A 20,945-nucleotide genomic window follows, 5' to 3' on the forward strand; every position below is an offset into this window, starting at 1 on the left:
TTAATGAATTACCAGCAATTTTCCTTTTTTGGTTTTGCTGCCTTTTTTAATGAGATAATGATAAACTCCCGGAGCGATGCGAACGCCGCGTTTATCTTCGCCATTCCAAACGAGACGACCGCCGTCAAGATCGTTCCCGGCGAATGAACGCACCAAATGCATTCCCGAATTGTAAACCGAAATGACCGCGGACTCGGCGACATTTTCAAACGTAATCATTTGTCCTAAATCCAAACGCACAGGATTCGGATAAACTTTTACCGCGGGGCCTTCGGATGTCATGAAACTTTCGGTTTCCCGCAAATCGGTGCGCGCATAACGGGTGAGGCCGTTGCGGTGCACAAACCAAACTTCGCCGCGTTTTCCATCGACGGTGACATCGTAAATGATATCGTTTAAAAGTCCATTCCGCGTCACGAATTTTGTCGCTTTCATCGTATCGGGACTTGTCGATTTTTTCTGAATTAAATAAGCGCCGCTGCCGATGGTTCCAATCCAAAGACGATCGTTTGCGTCAATTGCGAGAGAAGATAAACTGCCTTGTTCATACGAAGATGTGCGATGCGGAGCCTGCACCGAATCCATGCCCGCTTCCCAATAGGCAAAATCCGAATACGTAATTCCCCACAAGCGTCCCGACTTTTCTAATTCCAAATCGAGAAGCGCATAATGCCCCGGCGTCGGAATCGTTTCTTTCGAAAGAATTTCAATTTCGCCGCCATTTTTCGAAACCGGTTTTAAGGTGAACACATCTAAAGCGCCCAAACCTTCGACGCCTTCGGAACTTCCGGCGCCCGAGAAGAGCGTCCATTCGGTGCTATCGTCCGACCACGCCGCCCGTAAAGGCCCCGCAAAATTTCCGCTGCCGACTCCATTGGCGCAGCTCACATTTCCCGATTCATCGACGTAAGCGATGCCGTAGCCCGAACGTCCCCAATAATTCACAAGCCAGCCGATACTATCCGGCGATGCGGTAACGCCTCCGGGCACAATGTAATTCGGCAAATATTTTTCGACGCAGCTAGCCGTTTTCTTATTCACATCTTCTTCTAAACCGCCGCCGTTGCTATTGTAAAGTCGCCAGCCGTAACCCCAAATGGCGGCCAATGTTTTTTTGTCCGCTAAAGACGCGACATTTTTGAGAAGTCGATTCGTCGGTTCGCTAACGCCGTAATAGGGCAAATCCATCGGCGACGGACTTGCGGTCCAATTTTCACCATCGCTCCAACCAAATTCGCCCCATTCCGAATAAACGGTAACGCCGCCGTTTTCGTCCACATAAGGAATTACCGTGTAAGGATGCGTAAGCGGAAACTTGGACCATTCCGAAACATTTTCTAAATCACCGTCATAAATCCACGCGGAATCTTTCCCGACGAGATACGCAACGCTTTCGTCTTCGACGATTTGCTGAATTTTAGAAGAATCTTTTTGCCAAAGTTGCGGGAATTTTTTGTTCGAAAGAGTATCGCCCAAGGCGACGAGAATTTTTTGTGTTTCGGTAAATTCTGCGGATAATTTTTTCCCCGAGAAATGCAGCCGACGAATGGCTGTTTTCGAAGTGTCGCTGCTTTCAAAAGTCGCCGCTAATTTCCAAGAAGACGGATCTGCGAGAAGCACATCTTGATTCATCGCGTCCCATTTCATCTTCCGCACATAAACTTCGTTTCCGAGGGCGACAAAAAGAGAATCGCCGTGCACGAGAAGCGCCGACGGAGACTGCGATTTAAGAGAAACATTTCCAATCCGCGAAACCGTCATCAAAGAACGTCCGCGCGTATAATCGTAAAATGCGATTTTATCTTGAAAGCCCAAAATAAGATTCGGGTCAGAAGCCGCAAAAAGTCCGGGAACTAAAACGGAACCCGTCGAAACAAATGAACGATTTTGCACTTCGAATCGGCCATTTCCCGCATAGCGCGAAATAATTCCTTTAGAAGAAACCGCAAAAATTTCATGGCTTTCGGTTAGCGTAACGCCGTAAATTTCCGAAGATTCCAATCCATCTTCGGACGAATAAACCTCGGAACTGCCATTCGTATAAATAAAACGCACACCGCCATCGGTCGCCATGATAAGCGTCCGATTCGCGATAATCGCTTCGTAAAATTCAGTCGTTCGAGAAAAGGCATTCCACGGACTCACGGCGAATGCACTGGACAAAAATAAAATCAAAAAGGAAATGCAAATTTTCACACATTAAAATTACCAAAATAATTGAGCCGAAAACAAAAACAAAAACCTAGACACACAAAAATTAAATTGGTTACGGTAAATCAGCCCATCTATTTGACTTTAAGATGAATTGCCGCAGTTATTCTCAGGACTTTTTGACCAAATTTTCCGTTTTTCGTCGAATCATATCGACAGATAAAAGAAGTCTTTTGCTCACTGCGGCCCTCGTGCACCCCGAAATATCCGACAATTCTGCAATGGAAAAACCTTTGAGGTAATGCAATTCCACCAAAGTTCCATATTGTGGCGGAATTTTTTCCAGCAAGAAATTCAAGTGTTTCGCAGTTTGTTCCCGCTTCCGTTCGCGCTTGACCAACGAATGAAAATAATGATAAAAATGTTTGCAGCCTTCTTCGGCTCGCATCAAACGGCGGAGTTCGTCATTGCATTCATTTTCTGCAACTCGCATTAACCAAGCCCACGGATTTTCTAAAAGACAAACTTGATGAAAATGCGTATGCAAACGAATGTAAATATTTTGCATCACATCGTGTAGCAACTCTTTTTTTCGAATTTTACTAAAACACAATTTGTAAATTTGAAACTGATGTTTATTCCAAAGTCTAAGCACGTCGGTATTTTGAAGCGGTCTCTGAATATGGACCATGTTTGCTTCCCTTCCGTTTCGGTATCTACGACAAACGACTGGCGAAAAAATAATTTTCGGAAAGGAGTGCTTTTTTGATTTCTCGCAAAAAAAATAATTTACATACTTCTTGGATACTCTTCATTTTCTGCTTCTTCGTTTGTGCCGAAGCGTCGGATTTTGAATCGATAAATCTCAACGGCATGACGCCTCCGCAGGTAGAAATTATTTATCCCGAAGAAAGCACTCACGCGGGTTCTATCGTTTCGGTGCAAATTACAATTCCCGAAGGTTGGCATGTCAACGCAAACATCACCGCCGATCAATTTTTAAAGCCTTCGACTTTGCAGATACAAGCCCGCGGCATTGAATTTGCCGAGCCGATTTGGCCTGCGCCCATCAAAGAATACAGCGAAGCGCTCGATTTTGAAAATTTGGTTTTCAAAGGAAAATTCTCCGTCGAAATTCCCATCGAAAAAATTTCTCCCGATTACGATACGAGCACGACGAATGTCGATTTTGGTTATCAAGCTTGCAGCAACATTTGCTTAGCGCCGCAGAGCGTTCACGCTTCTCTCGAAATCAAATCGCTTCAAAGCAAACTTTCCGAATCTGCCCCGTTAAAAAAAAACTCTGAATCCGAAAATTCTTCCTCCGAAAATGCCGTAGCATTTTTGCTTGTGTTGGCTTTTCTCGGCGGGCTGATTTTGAATTTAATGCCCTGCGTTTTGCCAGTTCTCTTTTTAAAACTTTTCAGCTTGGTGAAAAATTCTGGAGAAACGCGTTCGCGGTTGTGGGCGCTCACCCTTGCGCTCGTCGCAGGAATTCTCGTTTCGTTCTGGACCCTAGCGGGAATCGTCGCCTTAATCAAAGCGGGCAGCGGAAACGCTGGCTGGGGATTTCAATTTCAAAATCCAGGATTTATCGCATTCATGGTCATTCTCCTTTCGGCATTTGCGATGAATCTTTTCGGTGCATTTGAAATTTTCCTTCCGGGAAAAACTCTCACCCAAATGGATTCTGCTACAAAGAAAGAAGGACTTGCCGGTGCATTTTTCAGCGGCGTTTTAATGGTGCTTTTGAGCACGCCGTGTTCTGCGCCATTTCTCGGGACTGCGATGGGATTTGCATTTTCGCAAAGCACGCCGATTCTCATTCTCTTTTTCACCGTGGCAGCGCTCGGACTTGCTTCGCCGTATTTAGCCGTCGCCATTTTTCCGAATGTACGAAAAATTTTTCCGAAGCCCGGAAATTGGATGGTGAAATTTCAAAAATTCCTCGGGCTCTTTTTACTCGGGACTGCGATTTGGCTCGTTTGGGTCGCCTTTAAAATGCTCGGCGGAACAGGCGCAATTATCCTCAGTCTTTTTGGAATTTGCTCGATGATTCTTTCGATTCTCTTCGGTAAATTCGCTCGGCCAGATAAACCGTTTCTCCGCGAACCGATTGCACTTTTGCTTATCGCTGCATTCTTTTTTGCTTCTTGGTTTGCCGCTGGGAAGCCCGCTGTCGATTCCGTCGTCGCCGAAAAATTGCGCGCTTCAGCAGAGAAAAATTTAGATGCCGATGGTTGGTACCGTTACTCGCCCGAAATATTCCAAGCATTAGCCGCCGAACAAAAACCGATTTTCATCGACGTCACCGCCGACTGGTGCCTCACTTGCAAAACCAATGAAGCCGTCGTTTTAAATAGTGATGAAGTGCAGAAAATTTTCGTCGAAACCAAAGCGATTCGCGTCCGCGCCGATTACACATTAGAATCGCCCGAAGTGACGCAACTTTTGCAAAAATTGCATCGCAGCGGCGTCCCCGCTTACGCAGTTTACAAACCGCAAACCGATTCGTGGACCGTCCTCTCGGAAATTCTTTCGGCAGATGCCATTCGCGAGGCGCTTACGAAATAAAATTTTTCGGTTTGGGTCAAATTAACATAGATTTATGACTATGAAAGTCGCACTTCTTACCAACGAATTTCCTCCCGACATCTATGGCGGTGCCGGCATCCATGTTCAATTTCTTTCCCGCGAACTCCGCGCCCATTGCGAAATCGAAGCCCGCGCATTCGGTTCGCAGAATGATTTTGAAAAGAATCTGCATGCGCTCGGTTTTGCGCCGAAGCTCGATTCCAAGCCGAAAGACGCCCGCATGGGAAAAATTTTAAACCCGCTGGACATCAATTTGCAATGGATGAGCAGCCTCGAAGGCATCGACATTGTGCATTGTCACACTTGGTACAGTCACTTTGGAGGCGTTCTCGCTAGCCGTTTATTTGAATGTCCGCTTGTGCTAACGACGCATTCGCTCGAACCGCATCGTCCGTGGAAAGCAGAACAGCTCGGCAATGGCGGTTACCAAATGAGTTCTTGGATTGAACGCACCGCTTACGAAGCTGCCGACGGCGTCATCGCTGTTTCGAATGAAATGAAGCGCGATGTGATGGAACTTTACAAAGTCCCCGCAGACCGCGTCCAAGTCATTTACAACGGAATCGATCCTGACTTTTACAAGCCGACTTTTGAGCCCGAAGTCTTGGACAAATACGGCATCGACAAAAATAAACCGTTTATTCTCTTCGTCGGGCGCATTACCCGCCAGAAAGGAATTTCGCAACTGATCAGCGCAATTCCGCATTTGAAAAAAGATGTGCAAGTTGTTCTCTGCGCTGGTGCCCCCGATACTCCGGAACTCGCCGCAGAATGCGAAGCAAAAATCAATGCGTTAAAGCAAACCCGCGACGGCATTTTCTGGATTCAAGAAATGATGCAGCACAAAGAATTGCGCGTGCTTTACACCTACGCAACCGCTTTCGTCACGCCTTCGCTCTATGAACCGTTTGGCATTATCAATTTGGAAGCGATGAGTTGCGGAACGCCAGTCGTCGGCAGCGCAGTCGGAGGCATCCCCGAAATCATCGTCGACGGGAAAACCGGATTCTTGGTTCCGCTCGAACCGACTTCGTCCACCAATTTTGAGCCGAAAAATCCGGACGAATTCCAGCACGCACTCGCCGACAAATTAAATGTTCTCTTGGACAATCCCGAGATGGCAAAGAAATTTGGCGAAGCGAGTCGTCAACGCGCAATTGACGTTTTCAGTTGGAAAAGCATCGCCAAGCAAACTTTCAATTTTTACGAATCCGTTATCGCTCGTTACAAAGCCGAAGGCGCTCGTAAATAATTTTCAAAATATCTGCGAAAAAGCCGCTGCATCCGCAGTGGCTTTTCTTTTGCACCCCGTTTATTTTAATTCACTCCCGGACCTTCAATGCGACTGTGACCGTTTCCAGTCGGGATAATTTCAAAGTGATTCGTGATTTCTTCTTGGACGCGGTTCACGTGCGAAATGACACCGATTAACTTTTCGTTGCTTTCGCCCAAATTCCGAAGCACTTCAATCGCACGCTGCAATTTGCGTTCGTCCAAAGAGCCGAAACCTTCGTCTAAGAAGAGCGTATCAATGCGGACACGCTGACTTGCAAGCGACGAAAGTCCAAGCGCAAGAGAAAGGCTCACGAGGAAAGTTTCTCCGCCCGAAAGATTTGCTGCAAAGCGACGCTCTCCACATTCCGAATCGTAAAGCAAAATGTTTAACGAATTGTTTTCGGTTTCAATCGTATAACGCGGATCTAAACTCTTCAAGTGTTTATTCGCCGCCTGCACCAAACGCGACAAAGTCAGCTGTTGCACATAAGCGACAAAAGTTTTTCCATCGGCGCTACCGATAAGCGAATTCATCGTATTCCAAAGGAATGTCACCTCTTCTTGCTTCGCTTTCTTTTCTGACAAATCCCTAGACTTTTTCTTTTCGCTTTGGTTCACCGCAAATTTCTGCGATTTTTCAGTATAATTTTTATTCAAATCATCCAATTCTTTTTGCAGCACTTCAATTTTTGAAGTTGCGGTTTGAAGAGTCGTGTGACCTGTATCGCGAGAACGTAATTCATTCAAATTCGTTTCTGCTTGATTCAACTGACCTTTTGCTGTCGCCAAATCCGCAGCCACTTTTTCATATTGCTGCACCATTTGCTGCTTTTCCAAATCCGGAATTAACGCATGACGCAAATCTTCTTCCGACGCAAAACTGTGTTTGCGGAGTTGTGCTGCAAGATCCGTTTCGGCGTGCGATTTATCGCGTTCCGTCAAATTCAACTGTTCCACAATCGTCTGCAACTGCGCCTGCGCTGCGGCAAGTGCATTTTCAGCTTCAGTGGATTGCGTATTCGCTTGCGTCCGATTTTTCTCCGCCGTATCAATTTTCGTTTGATATTCTTTGCGATCTTCCGCCACATCCCGCGAACCAAAAAGCTTTCCGCGTTCTGCCGATTTATCTTGCAAAGCATTTTTTAAGCCCAGCAAATCTTTGTTCAAAAGATCCAAATCTTGTTGCGCTTTTTCAATTTGTTCTTGCAATAATTTTTCTTGTTCGTCAAGAATTTGCAACTGATTTTCATCGCTAGCAATTCTATCCTTGCAAGATTTCCAATTGGACGCCCACTTTTTAATCCGTTCCAAAACAACTTGCGGGCTATTCAAATCCGACTCCGAAAAACCGTAAATTTTCAATTTTTCAAAAACGATATTCATCAATTCCGAAACGTCACCCGTTTTCGTTTGCACATCTTTTTCTGCATCTGCGACGAGATCTTTTGCACGTTTCAATTCGTAATCTGCCGTTTTCACGCTTTCTTGCGCTGCTTCAAAATCTTTCTGCAAATGATTCAAACGATTTGCGGTCGCAGAAATTTCAGTTGCCGAGGCAATCGCCCCTTCATGATTATCGTGATAAGTGCTGCCGCAGACTGGGCACGCTTCGCCTTCGTGCAAAGACGATTGAATTAACGATGCAATTTTGTTGATATCTTTTGAAAGATTTTTTTCGCGTTCCGCAGCAATTTGAGTAAATTTGAGCTCTTGTTGCTTCAAATCTTTTTCCGCATTCACGCAACGCGTTTTCATCTTCGCAAGCGAATCTTGTGATTTTCCCAAAGCAATTTTCGCATCGTCCAAACGATTTAACCGATCCGAAATAATCGATTGTTCGCTCTCCAATGTTGAATGCACCGAATTCGTTTTTTCATAATTGCGACAATCCGCTAATTTTTTTTCTAAAGTAGCGCGTTTCTCTTTATATGTTTCCCCAGTTTGGTACAAATTTTTGATGTCTTTTTCTTTTGAAGAAATCGCCGTTTTCTTTTCTTCAAAAGATGCTTTCAACTGGCGAATTTCCGCATCCAAAGACGAAACACTATCGCGAAGAGCATTCCGATTTTTATCTTCGCTGCGTAAATTTTCTTCTTCTTGAGTCCGCTTGTCTAAATCATTTTTTGCCGTTTCACAGGCTTGCTTTTTTTGCGGCATTTGCTCTTGCAATGCTTTTTTCTGCTTCATTTTTTCCGCAAAATCTTTCCGCAAATTTTCCACAACTTTTAACGGCGCGACTAGTGTCTGCGCTTCATCGCTCCGCTGAACGCGTCTCCGATCGCCGTCTAATTGGCGATTTTTTTCGCCTAAAAGCGCAGCCTCTTTCCGCAAATTTTGACAATTCTTTTCGGCTTTTTCAATGTCTTCCAATGTCCGCTTGTATTCTTCATTTTTCTTTAATTCCGCAGACTTGGTTACCTTTGTTTTTTCCGCTTCGCCGAGCCACGCTTCCAAATCGCGCGCCTCGTTGTCAGGCATCAACTGAATGCCATTCAAATTTTCTTGGATGCTATCTAATTTTCCTTGTTCTTCTTTATTGCGAGCAAAAACCGCCTTCGAAATTTTCCGATAAATTTCTTGTCCCGAAAGTTTTTCAAGAATCGCCGCTTTTTCTTCGCGCTTACTTTTGAGGAAATTATCAAAGCCGCCCTGCGGAAGCATTACCGCCCGCATAAATTGATCAAAATTTAAGCCGACAATTTCTTCAATTTTTTTCTGCACTTCTTTTGTTTTCGAAACTTCATCGTGGGCAATGTATTCGCCATCTTTTTCAAACAACAATTTGACTTCCGGCGATTGCATTTTTCCGTCAGGTTTATTTCCTGCGCGATGCACTTTCCAAATCGCTTTGTAACGATTCCCCGCCGATTCAAATTCCACTTCCGAAAAGGATTCTCCCGTTCCAAGCGTCATCACGAGTTCGGGTCCATTATCCAACTTCGTCTTGTCCGCAACGCTGTCTTGGCGCGGTGTCTTTCCATAAAGCGCAAGAGAAATCGCATCCAAAATTGAAGTTTTTCCCGAGCCCGTCGGGCCCGCAATGGCAAAAAGATGATTGCGCAAAAACGCGGGATCGTCAAATCGTAACGTCCATTCTCCCGCAAGAGAATTCACATTTTTAAAATGCAATGTTATAATTTTCATTCCTGAGCCCCTCCTTCTTGCACAAGTTTTAAAATTTCTTGGAACGCACCTTCCAAACGTGCTCTCATCTTGTCATCAAATTTTTTTGTTGATTTTTCTTCTTCGCGTAAACGGCGATCAAAAATTTCGGTCGGCGAATGTTCCGAAAGATCGCAGTCATCTGCGGCAATCGTCTGCGAACCGTCCACGCGATTTGCATATTCCGCTTTGACAAATTCCAAAGTCGTCTTTTCAAAATCGGAAGAAAGCATGTCACGCAAATTCCCCACCGAGCCTGTGCCCGTGAAACGCACGCGGACAAATGCCTTAGGCGTTTCCAAATTTGCCTTTGCAATTTTCGCACGAATTTCATTCAAATTTTCGCCCGAAATCGTCACCATTTTGCGGAATTGCGGAACGCTAATCGGACGAATTTTCGGCGGATTATTTTCTTCGAAATCGACGAGAAGCACAACGCTTTCGCGGTTCGCTTCATCAAATCCCATCGGCAGCGGAGAACCCGAATAACGGATGCGATCTTCGCCCGCTACTTTCTGCGCCCGATGAATATGGCCGAGTGCGACATAATCAAATGCCGGCGGGAAAATTTCGACATTGACATTTTCCAAATTGCCGACGACAGTGTATTCGGTATCCGCAGCATTTTCTGAAAGAATTGAACCCGCCGCATAAAGATGCGCCATCGCAATAATCGGAAGTGACTTTCCGACATTTTCTTGCAACTGTCGCGCCAGATTTTTCAATTTTTCAAAATGCGCTTTCGTGCCCGCGCGGACAAATTCTTCGTCCGTTGCCGCTTTGGCATTTTCCAAACTCGCCTGTAACGCTTTATCGCGCAAATACGGAGCCGCACAAAGAATCACTTGCGGATTTTCTGCATTCGGAAGCGCAAAAACTTCGTTCGCAAAATGATTTTCTACATCCGGCGAAGCGATGACGCGCACATGCAACAATTCCAAAACCGAGCGTGCGACATTTAAAGTTGATGGCGAATCGTGATTCCCTGCGGTAATCACGACATTTTTACAGCACGTGCCATTGAGCTGCGTCAAAAAAGAAAAGTAAAGTTCTTGCGCAGCATTACTCGGCGAACCTGTATCAAAGATATCGCCCGAAACGAGAAGTGCATCCACTTCGTTCGTAACAATTGTTTCTTTTAACCACGAAAGAAAGGCTCTGTATTCTTCTTGCCGCGAACGATCGTGCAAAGAATTCCCCAAATGCCAATCCGATGTATGCAAAATTCGAAAACCAGTATGACTCATACCACAAATTTAGATTGATTTATTTGTCAATTTTGACAAAAATCATTTTTTTTCTCGGAATTATTCCAACCGATTTTTCAAATAATGCGGCGCGGTTTTCTTGACAAAAAATACCGCAGAAACGAGAAGCAAAGCAGCGCAAAACAAGAACATCGTCGAATACGAAAACGCTTCGGCCAAAGGGCCGCCGACCAAAATGCCGATGCCAATTCCCAAATCCCAGCCCGTCAAATAAGTGCTCGTCGCCGTTCCGCGCTGATCGTGCCGCGCCAAATTCACGCACATCGTTTGGTATCCCGGAAACACGAGCCCAAGGCCTGCGCCGATTAAAAACGCCGCCGTTAAAAAGACGATTTGATTTGGAATGAGCGAAAAAAGAAAATACGCAGCCGTTACCGACGAAAGTCCAATGGCGACAAGACGCGTCAAATAACCGCGATCGATAAGCTTTCCCGTGAGAAGTCTAGAAGTAATGAGCCCGATGGCGATTAACGCATAAAAAAATCCCGAGCCCGAAAGATGATTTTGTTCTGCGTAAAGGGCGACATAATTTGTCAACGGTCCATACGCAAAGCCGATAAAAAGCATATTCACAAATTGCGGAATCGCCCGCGTTAAAAAGAAACGATCGAGAGAAATCGGCGCAGTATCTTTCTTAATCGGCTTCGCTTTCGTCCGAATCGGGAAAATTAAAATAAGTCCGATTACACATAAAATAACCGAAAGTGCAATAACCGGATTTGCGCCATACGCTTCGTATAAAAACATTCCCGTCATCGGTCCCGTTGCAAAAGCGAGATTTGTCGTCACACCAAAATAGCCGATGCCTTCGCCGCGGCGACTCGAAGGCAACACATCGATAACAATCGTGCTGCCCGCTGTACTTGCGATACCGAAACCGACGCCGTGTAAAAATCGGATAACGCCGAGCACAAAAAGAGTTCCCGCTGCCGCATACCCGATAAACATCGCCGAAAAGACCAAATACATCAACAAATACAAAGGCTTCCGCGGAAAACTATCCACGAGAAATCCCGCAAACGGACGACAAAAAAGCGCACCAATCGTATAAAGCGAAATGATCACTCCTGAAATCGCCGCCCCAGCTTGAAATTTTTCAAAAATATAAAGCGGAAGAATCGGCAAAAGTTCGTAAAACGAAAAAAATAAAAGAAAATTTGTAATACCGACTAGAACAAATTCCCGAGACCAAAGCTTTTCCATACCCGCAAATTTAGCAAAATTGACCGCACAAATAAAATTTTTACTAAAATAAAAATCGCAGCTAATTTTTAATTTTTCTGAAAAATCAATAGTTCCTATATAAATAACAAGTCTTTTCAAGCTTTTTCCCCGTAGAATTTCCCCGTTGATATTCCTCACGCAATGGCTATCGCAGAAAACTTCTTTTCCGCAAAGCCTTTTTCAGAGATTACATTTAGTTTATGCATCTCAAACAATTTTTCACAGAAATTCCGACATCAAAACTTTCGCATTCTTCGAGTCCCGATGAAAAGGTGAAAAAACTAACCGAAGCCGCTGCGCTCAAAGCAGCGATGGTGAGCGCTACATTATCCGCGCCCGGCGGCGTTGTCGGGATGCTCGCTTCCCTTCCCGATTTAGCGGCGATTTGGCGCATCCAAGCGCAACTTGTCGCAGACATTGCTGCGACCTACGGCAAGCTCGGTTACCTTACAAAGCAATCTCTCGTCTGGTGCCTTTGTAAACAATCCGGCGTTCAAATTGCCCGCGATGTCGCGATGCGCGTCGGCACTCATTTTCTCTTGAAAAAAAGCAAACTCAAATTGCTTTCTCGGACTCTTCCTGTCGTTGGCGCAATCAGCAGCGGTGCGTATGCCGCATACGATACTTATAGCGTTTCCAAAATCGCCAAAGCTTACTTTGAAAATTCCGAATTTCAAAATGTCGAAGACGATGATGTCCGCTATGCCCAAGCTGAATCGGCGGAAAATGACGAAAATTTAAATGCTTAAATTGCAGATTTTTTTTGCAATTTGCGCGAAAAATCGGCATTTTCAGCGGGAAAATTCCTTTATTTTTTGGGAAACGCTCCCGAAAACGCCCGTTTTTCATCCTTACTTTCACTTTAAACCTTGAGAGCTGGTCAGAAATTTTCTATTTTATGCGCCAGTTTACATTCCTAATCATTTCACGGAAAGAATATGAACGAAATTCACAAACATCGTAACATTGGTATCTCGGCTCACATCGACTCGGGAAAGACCACCCTTACAGAACGCATTCTGTACTTCACCAAGAAAATTCACGCAATCCACGAAGTTCGTGGTAAAGACGGCGTGGGTGCCACCATGGACTCCATGGAACTGGAAAAGGAACGCGGCATCACGATTCAGTCCGCAGCGACCTTTGTGAACTGGAAAAACACCACTATTAACATTATTGATACACCGGGGCACGTGGACTTCACAATCGAAGTGGAACGCGCACTCCGCGTTCTCGATGGTGCTATTCTCGTTTTGACCGGCGTGGAAGGCGTGCAATCTCAGTCGATTACCGTTGACCGCCAGATGAAGCGTTATCACGTTCCTCGCGTCGCTTTCGTGAACAAGTGTGACCGCTCGGGCGCAAATCCGCTCCGCGTTGCTGTGATGCTCAAGGAAAAGCTCAACCACAATCCGTGCGTTATGCAGATTCCTATCGGACTTGAAGACAAGCTCCGCGGCGTCGTCGACCTAATCAAGATGAAGGCTTACTATTTCGAAGGCCCGAACGGCGACGATTTGATCGAAAAAGAAATTCCGGAAGAATTGAAAGAACAAGCTCAAGAATACCGCGAAAAGCTCGTGGACTGCTGCTCTGACTTCAACGACGAAGTCATGGAAAAGGCTCTCGAAGGCGACTACAACGATATTCCGGCCGAACTTCTCAAGGCTACAATCCGCAAGGCAACGATCGAACTCAAGATGACTCCGGTCTTCATGGGTTCTGCACACAAGAACATCGGTATTCAGCCGCTCCTCGATGGCGTTTCCGAATACCTCCCGGACCCGACCGAAGTTGAAAACATCGCTCTCGATGTGGACAACGGCGAAAAAGAAGTCGTTCTCAAGTCCGAAGATGACAAGCCGCTCGTTTGCTACGCGTTCAAGCTTGAAAACGGTCAGTATGGTCAGTTGACTTACATCCGTATTTATCAAGGTAAGATTACGAAGGGCGATTCCATTTACAATATGGCAACCGGTAAGAAGGTTTCCGTGGGTCGTCTCCGCCGTATGCACTCCAACCAGCCGATCGATATCGAATCTGCAGGTTCGGGCGACATCGTAGCCCTCTTTGGTATTGACTGCGCTTCGGGTACCACCTTTACCGATGGCTCGATTCACTACAACATGACTTCGATGCACGTGCCGAATCCGGTGATTGAACTTGCTATCGAAGCCAAGAGCCGCGATGACCTCGAAGCGATGTCCAAGGCTCTCAACCGCTTCACCAAGGAAGACCCGACGTTCCAAGTTTACGTGGACAAAGAAAGTGGCCAGACCATCATCAAGGGTATGGGCGAACTTCACCTCGATGTTTACATTGAACGTATGAAGCGCGAATATAAAGTCGACGTGGAAAAGGGTAAACCGCAGGTGGCTTACCGCGAAACCATTACTCGTTCTGCAAAGTTCGATTACACGCACAAGAAGCAGACAGGTGGTTCGGGTCAGTTCGCAAAGGTCGTCGGCGAAATGCGTCCGATGGCAGTCGAAGGCGATGCCGAAAATACATACAAATTCATCAACAGTGTCGTCGGCGGACGTATTCCGAAGGAATTCATTCCGTCTTGCGATAAGGGATTCCAGAGCTGCATGGAAGCAGGTTCGCTCATCGGCTTCCCGGTCGTCGGCATTGAAATGGACCTTCAAGATGGTGCCTACCACGAAGTTGACTCTTCGGATATGGCGTTCCAGATTTGCGCTCGTATGGCATTCCGTCAGGCTTTCGAAAAGGCTGGCGCTCAAATCCTCGAACCGATTATGAAAGTGGAAATCACGACTCCGACCGAATTCCAGGGTAGCGTCGTCGGCAACATTTCTCAACGCCGCGGCAACATCATGGGCACGACCGAAGAACGTGACGAAACCATCATCGAAGCAGAAGTACCGCTTTCCGAAATGTTCGGTTACATGACGGACCTCCGCTCCATGACTCAGGGTAAAGCTGAATTCACCATGGAATTCAAGAAGTACGCCCCGGTTCCGCGCAACATTCAGGACGAACTCATCAAGAAGTACGGCGACAAGGCGAAGAACGCTCAACGCTAATCTTCTCGAACCGAGAATTCAAAAAGCGAGCTCAAACGAGCTCGCTTTTTTTGTTCAGAATTGAAAGCAAGTCATTTTTATTGCGCACAAAATTGCGCATTAGAATGTTCCAAGTTGGTTTAATCCCTCGAACAATTTTTGTTGCATCTCTTCAAAAAACAGTTTACCTTTATAGATGTAGGACGCGCCCCGACGGCTTTGGTTTAGCGAAGGGATGCTGGAGCAAACCGCAGCCGCAGGGTAAGGCGGTCAGGGCGCGTTCCTAATTTCTCTCTTGAATGTTTTTCATTGATCATCCTCCTTGAGCGCAGGGCGTAAGCCCTGCGTCTCTTTTTTTTTCGCAGAATTGATTTGCAAAAAAATCCCACAAAAAAAGAGCCCGCTAAATTTAGCGAACTCTTTTATACTCACGGCGGGAATCGAACCCACGACCCACTGCTTAGAAGGCAGTTGCTCTATCCAACTGAGCTACGCGAGCAGAACTGGTGAAATTCACCGAGTGCGTCAAATATAGGAAATTGAAAAATTTTCATCAAGCAAAAAGATTCAATCGGAATTTAGAAAAGCATTCCCACTACATTTCTGCATTTTTCAAACAAAAGGCTGACAAAAAATCCATCGAGAAATTGCATTTTTTTTGCTTTTTTGAGAATGGACAAATCTATATTATAAGAAGAAACTATTTGAAAGGTAGATCATGACATTAAACGAAGCTCTCGCCATTGCCGAAAAAGCCCACGCAGGTCTCAAAGATAAAGCGGGCGGTCCATACATTGACTTTCTCAAAAGTGTGGCGGAACATTTGAAAAATAAAGGCGAATCCGAAGAGGTGCAAGCTCTTGCTGTTTTGCAAGATATTCTCACGCCGGCGACGAAACTCTCCGAAGAAGATGTCCTTAAAATGGGCGTCCCTGCCGAGATGATTGCACGCATCAAGAAGATGACCTATCACAAGAATCAAGGTTGGATTGACGAATACAGCTGCAAATTGATGGCTCAAGGCGTCCCCGCCGAAGAATCTACTTACGAAGCCCGCGAAAAAGAATTCGTCCACTTCGTCAAGACTTTGAAAGACGATCCCATTGCAGCGAAAGCAAAAGCCGCCATTTTGAGCGTCCTTCAAGAAGACAAGTACATTCATCGCCAAGAACGTCGCGAACTCAAGACGCAATTCCGTCTGAAGAAGTATAAAGCAGCGATTGCGGCACTCGAAGAATAAATTTCAAGGCAGGACGATTCCTGCCTTTTTTGTTATTCTGTTGTCGTTTGAGCGTTCATTTGTTACATTTACCGCGCTAGCCTTTCGAGGCTCACAACCCTAATAAGGAACATTACCATGGCAAATAAAGTCTATAACTTCAGCGCAGGTCCTTCGGTCCTGCCGGAACAGGCCCTCAAAGAAGCATCTGCTGCCTGCATCGATTACGCAAACAGTGGCATCAGTATTCTTTCGATGAGCCACCGTTCAAAGCCGATTGGAGACATGTTCGCAGAAACCGAACAATTTCTCCGCGACTTGATGGGCATTCCTGAAAACTACGATATCGTGTTCCTCGGCGGTGGTTGTTCTCTCTTGTTCTGCATGGTTCCGATGAATCTTCTCGGACAAAATGAAACGGCTGACTATACCGATACCGGCGTGTGGGCGGGCAAAGCTTTGAAAGAAGCAAAGCAATTCGGCAATGTGAATGTCGCTTGCTCCACCAAGGCCGACGTTTACAATCACATTGACAAGAATTTGCAGATGAGCGATAACGCAAAATATCTGCACATCACCGGCAACAACACCATTTACGGAACCGAATGGCACAACTTCCCGAAGCCCAAATCGGGTTATCTCGTTTGCGATATGAGCTCGGACTTTCTCGCTCGTAAAGTGAACGTTTCGGACTTCGGTATGATTTACGGCGGCGCTCAAAAGAACATTAGCTGCGCTGGCGTTACCGTTTCGATTATCCGCAAAGGTCTTCTCGGCACCGTGGATCGCAAGATTCCGACAATGCTCAATTTCCAGACGCATATCGATGGCGCAAATATGTTCAACACGCCTCCGGTATTTGCAGTCTACGTGATGAACCGCACTCTCAAATGGTTGAAGGATATCGGCGGTATCGATGCCATTGAAAAAATCAACCGCGAAAAAGCAGCTCTTCTCTACGGTGCATTGGACGCTTCGAAGGTGTTCGTCGGCACGGCTGCAAAAGAAGACCGCTCGATGATGAACGTTCCGTTCGTCTTCAACAAAGAAGTGGTCTCTGCCGAAAAGAACGACGAATTGGCAAAGGAATTCTTGGATTTTGCAAAGGCTCGTGGTTTGCAACAGCTCAAGGGTCACCGTTCTGTCGGCGGCTTCCGCGCTTCGATTTACAATGCAATGCCTATCGAAGGCGTGCAGGCTTTGGTCGATTGCCTCGGCGATTTCGAAAAGAAAGTCTTGGGATAATTCCCGCGGTTTTCACAAAAAAAGCTCGCAGCGATGCGAGCTTTTTTGTTTTGCATTTGATGCAGAAAATTTCAGCGCGAGGCTCAAACTTTCTGCGTTTTCATTAGAAATTAGTCGCCGTCAATGCAGCGGACAGAATAACCGTTTTCTGCGTGCGGCGCTAATTCGCGGACCATGTTATCGCCCATGCGGCCTAAGACCCAAATCCAAATCGTCGCATTGCGTCCATTTTGCGAACTCCAGAATGCCGTGTATTCGCCCATTTCTACATAGCGATGCCCGCGGCCCAAAATTTCACGACGACCAGAACCGAATGCGGTAAATCCATATTCATCTGTTCCGCCGCCACCTTGCCAACCCGAGCGCGCTTTTAACTTCGACGCAAATGCTTCGCATTTTTGCACGCCGTCGTAGCAGCCCGTTAAACCGGTGAGCATATCTTGCCATTCGCGATCACGCGGCAAATGGAATCCTTTCGGGCAAGCTTTGCGCGCACCTTCTAACGAATAAAGACGACCGCTGCGCATGCAGTAATTGTCTTTGTCATCGTAGCACCAAGATTCTCCGGGGATGTTATAATTCATATTTTGCGCAAGCCATGTTCTGCCGTCAATTTTAATCGTCCGGTAAACTTGACCATCGCGGACATCGGTAACAAATCCCGAATTTTGCTTCACTTCTTGGAAATGTTCTTGCTCTTTAATGCGGAAAGCGGCGAGCTGATCGCGCTGATGTCTTTCGGAGCGTTCTTTATTTGCGACCCAATATTTTTGAGCTGCGGGATTTTTGAATTTGACGCGCAAATCGCGCAACGCATACAATTCATCGTCACAAGCCAAATCGACACCTTTAATATCGACGATCAATTCTTCTTTGCCAAATTTCTGCGGTTTCATCACATACGAAATCCACGCTTCTTTCGTCTTATTGCAGACTCCGTAAAAGCGTTTATTTTCGACGGTATCCGCAGCCACTTTCATCACGCCCGAGACGACGAAATCGACATTGTCGCCTTTCACAGCAAACGATACCGGTTGCTTTTCACCGTAATATTCGTATTGCATAAAGCGAATTTGCCCGACGACGGGAACGCTTTCGTATTCGCCTTGCCCTTCTGCATGGAATATCGCATCCCATGTTTTCGGTTGAACCGCAAAGACATTGGCGCACAATAAAACCAAACCAAACATTCCTGCCAAAATTTTCATTTAGCTTTCCCCTTGTAAAAGTTTTGCCGCTTCCTTGGCAAAGTAAGTCCAAATCATTTTTGCCCCCGCCCGTTTAATTCCCATCAAACTTTCGAGGATGACGCGATTGCGATCTAGCCAACCATTTTCTGCAGCGGCACAAAGCATCGCATATTCTCCGCTCACTTGATATGCGGCGACTGGAACTTCCGAAAAGTCTGCGACTTCGCGAAGAACGTCCAAATAATAACACGCTGGTTTTACCATCACAATGTCTGCGCCTTCGTTAATATCCAAGGCGACTTCGCGGATGGCTTCCCGACGATTAGCGGGATCCATTTGATATGTTTTTTTATCGCCCGCTTTCGGTGCCGAATCAAGCGCATCGCGGAATGGTCCGTAAAATGCCGACGCATACTTTGCACTGTAAGCCATAATCGAAGTGTTCGTAAATCCTGCGGCATCGAGCGCACTACGAATCGCACCAATTCTTCCGTCCATCATATCGGACGGGCAAACAAAATCGGCACCCGCTTTCGCATGACAAACCGCCATTTTGCAAAGAACGTCAACGGTTTCATCATTTAAGATTTCGCCGTTTTCTGCAACGATTCCATCGTGTCCATCGATGTTAAACGGATCGAGCGCGGCATCGGTCATCACGACGACATCCGGAAATTTTTCTTTAATCGCACGAACGCAAGTCGGCACAAGTCCATTCGGATTATAACTTTCGCTGCCTTTGTGATCTTTCTTTTCTTCGGCGATACTGGGGAACGGCGCAATCGCTTTGACGCCAAGCGCTACACATTCTTCAATTTCTTTCAAAAGAACGTCCACGGTTTTGCGGGTCATTCCCGGCATCGACGGAATCGGTTCTTCTTTATTTTCGCCTTCCATGATGAAAACGGGATAAACAAAATCCTTCACCGAAATTTCCGTTTCACGCACGAGAGCGCGGACAGTTGCGCTCTTGCGATTTCTCCGCGGACGTTGATTCAAATCCAAAGTAAATTCATTCATTTTTTCACCTGACTGTTAACGCATTTTTCCCGAACGGAGAACGTCCATCATATCAAACGGACGCGCGTTTCCTTCTTTCAATTTTTCGGCTAAGAAATTCACCGCATCCACCGAACCTTCGGCGTAAATTTTACGGCCGCAGACATTGTGTTGGAATTCAAAATGAACGGTGCCATCTTCGCTATCGAGAGAATAAGTGTGGAACGCATGACCCGAAAGATATTCCGCGGGCACATGCATCCGTTCCATCGAATCTTTATCATTCCGCACTTTTTCAATTTTACTTTCGTCGATGTCAAATCCCATTTTGGCAAAAGACTGCGCCACCGCTTTTGCGGTTCCGCTCGTATCGGCTTTTGTCTTTTGATGACTTTCGACAATCGAAAGTTTATAGCCCGAGAATGCCGTCGGGAAAGTTTCGGCAAGCCATTCGATCATCGCTTGGAATGCGACAATTTGCTTCGCCATATTCGGCGCAATAACGCTCGGATGATTTGCATCGGCGACGAGTTTTTTCAACGCTTCGCGGTCGCCGCCCGTCGTTCCCATCACAAAAGGAATTTTGTGCGCCACATAAAATTTTGCATTATCATTCACTGCGCTCGGATGCGTAAAATCGACCGCGATAAGACCCGGATATTTTTCGAGCACTTCGCCAATACGCGCTTCGCGATTCGACGGTTTTAAAAGCTGAATTTTTTTGCCTGCAACTTCGGATTCATTTTCGACGATGATTTCACCGGTGAGCGAAAACGGAACCAATTCAAGTCCGCGCTTCACACAAGTTTCGGCGACGATTTTTCCCATATTTCCTGGGATTCCATTCACCATGACCAAAGTTGCCATAAGACACTCCTTGCTATACAGCTTTTATTCCGCGACAAAGATAGAAAATTTAGCACCCGCTTTTCGTAAGTCTTTTCGAAAACAAAAAAGAACCGCATCGCTGCGGCTCTTTTCCTTGAAAAAAAACGATTAAGCGTTTTTCTTAAAATCCACATAAGCGCTGAGCACATCGCGGAAAACTTCGTCCGGAGTGTTATCGCCCACGATGTGGCTGATGATTTTGGAATCGTACTTTTCCAAAACTTTTGCAGTAGAATCTTTGTAAACATTCAAACGATTCTTAATCACATTTTCGTCGGCGTCATCTTTGCGGCCTTCGATTTTTGCGCGATTCAAAAGACGTGCAACGATTGTCGCTTCATCCTTAATATCGAGAACAAAAATGTGCTTCACATCGACGATAGACTTGATGAGATCTACCTGCGCAACCGTACGAGGAATACCGTCCAAAAGGAGAGTATCCTTTTCCGGATTCAACTTATTCGTGTTCACCAAACCTTCGACATAACGTTCGAAAATTTTCACAGTCGCTTCGTCCGGAACGAGAAGGCCTTTGCTCGAATAAGAAGCAAGGAGCTTGCCCGATTCGCTCGACGGAGCAATGCCGCGGAAAATATCGCCAGTCGAAAGATGCTTGAGCGAAGTCGTAGCCGCGAGTTTTGCGCCGACAGTTCCTTTTCCAGAACCCGGAGCACCGAAAATCAAAACAGCAGAAATTGCCATA

15 protein-coding genes and 1 tRNA gene are annotated in these 20,945 nt (G+C 46.0%); 6 read left to right on the plus strand and 10 right to left on the minus strand.

From position 1 onward, the window contains the following. Both B0H50_RS02350 and B0H50_RS02355 read right to left on the minus strand, forming a co-directional pair. Positions 1 to 2,196, minus strand: coding sequence for a hypothetical protein (locus B0H50_RS02350; RefSeq protein ID WP_106197528.1), 2,196 nt, complete (start codon positions 2,194 to 2,196; stop codon positions 1 to 3). Positions 2,197 to 2,320: 124 nt separating this feature from the next. Then, entirely contained in the window at positions 2,321 to 2,842 is a 522-nt protein-coding gene (locus tag B0H50_RS02355) for an RNA polymerase sigma factor (protein ID WP_106197527.1), read from the minus strand. Positions 2,843 to 2,916: 74 nt separating this feature from the next. Between B0H50_RS02355 and B0H50_RS02360 the strand changes: the two genes are divergently transcribed. Together B0H50_RS02360 and glgA are read left to right on the plus strand one after the other, a co-directional pair. Beyond that, a complete protein-coding gene (locus tag B0H50_RS02360) occupies positions 2,917 to 4,725 on the plus strand; it encodes a protein-disulfide reductase DsbD family protein (RefSeq protein ID WP_146193657.1) in 1,809 nt (602 codons plus the stop codon). 40 nt (positions 4,726 to 4,765) lie between these two features. Then, entirely contained in the window at positions 4,766 to 5,998 is a 1,233-nt protein-coding gene (gene glgA, locus B0H50_RS02365; protein WP_106197525.1) for a glycogen synthase, read from the plus strand. 65 nt (positions 5,999 to 6,063) lie between these two features. On the opposite strand, the gene B0H50_RS02370 is transcribed toward glgA, so the two are convergent. The 3 genes from B0H50_RS02370 to B0H50_RS02380 are packed head-to-tail and all read right to left on the minus strand — an operon-like array spanning position 6,064 to position 11,654. Beyond that, positions 6,064 to 9,165 carry an AAA family ATPase gene (locus B0H50_RS02370; RefSeq protein WP_109587182.1) on the minus strand — a complete coding sequence of 1,034 codons (3,102 nt, stop codon included), beginning with the start codon at positions 9,163 to 9,165 and terminating at the stop codon, positions 6,064 to 6,066. Continuing rightward, the gene (locus B0H50_RS02375; RefSeq protein ID WP_106197523.1) at positions 9,162 to 10,430 is read right to left on the minus strand and encodes an exonuclease SbcCD subunit D C-terminal domain-containing protein; all 1,269 of its coding nucleotides are present in this window, start codon (positions 10,428 to 10,430) and stop codon (positions 9,162 to 9,164) included. Before B0H50_RS02375 ends, B0H50_RS02370 begins: the two co-directional genes overlap by 4 nt. Positions 10,431 to 10,490: 60 nt before the next feature. Beyond that, on the minus strand, positions 10,491 to 11,654 hold the full coding sequence (locus tag B0H50_RS02380; protein ID WP_106197655.1) for an MFS transporter: 1,164 nt from the start codon (positions 11,652 to 11,654) through the stop codon (positions 10,491 to 10,493). Between the two features lie 221 nt (positions 11,655 to 11,875). Between B0H50_RS02380 and B0H50_RS02385 the strand changes: the two genes are divergently transcribed. Further along, on the plus strand, positions 11,876 to 12,424 hold the full coding sequence (locus B0H50_RS02385; RefSeq protein WP_109587183.1) for a DUF697 domain-containing protein: 549 nt from the start codon (positions 11,876 to 11,878) through the stop codon (positions 12,422 to 12,424). 189 nt (positions 12,425 to 12,613) lie between these two features. Then, a complete protein-coding gene (fusA, locus tag B0H50_RS02390) occupies positions 12,614 to 14,722 on the plus strand; it encodes an elongation factor G (RefSeq protein WP_106197521.1) in 2,109 nt (702 codons plus the stop codon). 404 nt (positions 14,723 to 15,126) lie between these two features. Here fusA and B0H50_RS02395 read toward each other — a convergent pair. Then, a tRNA-Arg gene (locus B0H50_RS02395) sits at positions 15,127 to 15,200 on the minus strand. 219 nt (positions 15,201 to 15,419) lie between these two features. Between B0H50_RS02395 and B0H50_RS02400 the strand changes: the two genes are divergently transcribed. After that, positions 15,420 to 15,941, plus strand: a complete 522-nt coding sequence (locus B0H50_RS02400; RefSeq protein WP_233244478.1) for an HD domain-containing protein — start codon at positions 15,420 to 15,422, stop codon at positions 15,939 to 15,941. A 117-nt stretch (positions 15,942 to 16,058) separates the two neighbouring features. Beyond that, complete coding sequence (gene serC / locus B0H50_RS02405) at positions 16,059 to 17,165, plus strand: 3-phosphoserine/phosphohydroxythreonine transaminase (protein ID WP_106197519.1); 1,107 nt, start codon at positions 16,059 to 16,061, stop codon at positions 17,163 to 17,165. A 110-nt stretch (positions 17,166 to 17,275) separates the two neighbouring features. On the opposite strand, the gene B0H50_RS02410 is transcribed toward serC, so the two are convergent. The 4 genes from B0H50_RS02410 to B0H50_RS02425 form a co-directional block, all read right to left on the minus strand. Further along, positions 17,276 to 18,373 carry a fibrobacter succinogenes major paralogous domain-containing protein gene (locus tag B0H50_RS02410; protein ID WP_106197518.1) on the minus strand — a complete coding sequence of 366 codons (1,098 nt, stop codon included), beginning with the start codon at positions 18,371 to 18,373 and terminating at the stop codon, positions 17,276 to 17,278. Continuing rightward, positions 18,374 to 19,375: a porphobilinogen synthase gene (gene hemB / locus B0H50_RS02415; RefSeq protein ID WP_109587184.1), complete on the minus strand. Its 1,002-nt coding sequence runs from the start codon at positions 19,373 to 19,375 to the stop codon at positions 18,374 to 18,376. Between the two features lie 15 nt (positions 19,376 to 19,390). Beyond that, complete coding sequence (gene dapB, locus B0H50_RS02420) at positions 19,391 to 20,221, minus strand: dihydrodipicolinate reductase (protein ID WP_106197516.1); 831 nt, start codon at positions 20,219 to 20,221, stop codon at positions 19,391 to 19,393. Between the two features lie 129 nt (positions 20,222 to 20,350). Then, on the minus strand, positions 20,351 to 20,944 hold the full coding sequence (locus B0H50_RS02425; RefSeq protein WP_106197515.1) for an adenylate kinase family protein: 594 nt from the start codon (positions 20,942 to 20,944) through the stop codon (positions 20,351 to 20,353). Position 20,945: the final 1 nt, after the last annotated feature.

This window comes from Hallerella porci (assembly GCF_003148885.1).
In the GTDB taxonomy this organism is placed as follows: domain Bacteria; phylum Fibrobacterota; class Fibrobacteria; order Fibrobacterales; family Fibrobacteraceae; genus Hallerella; species Hallerella porci.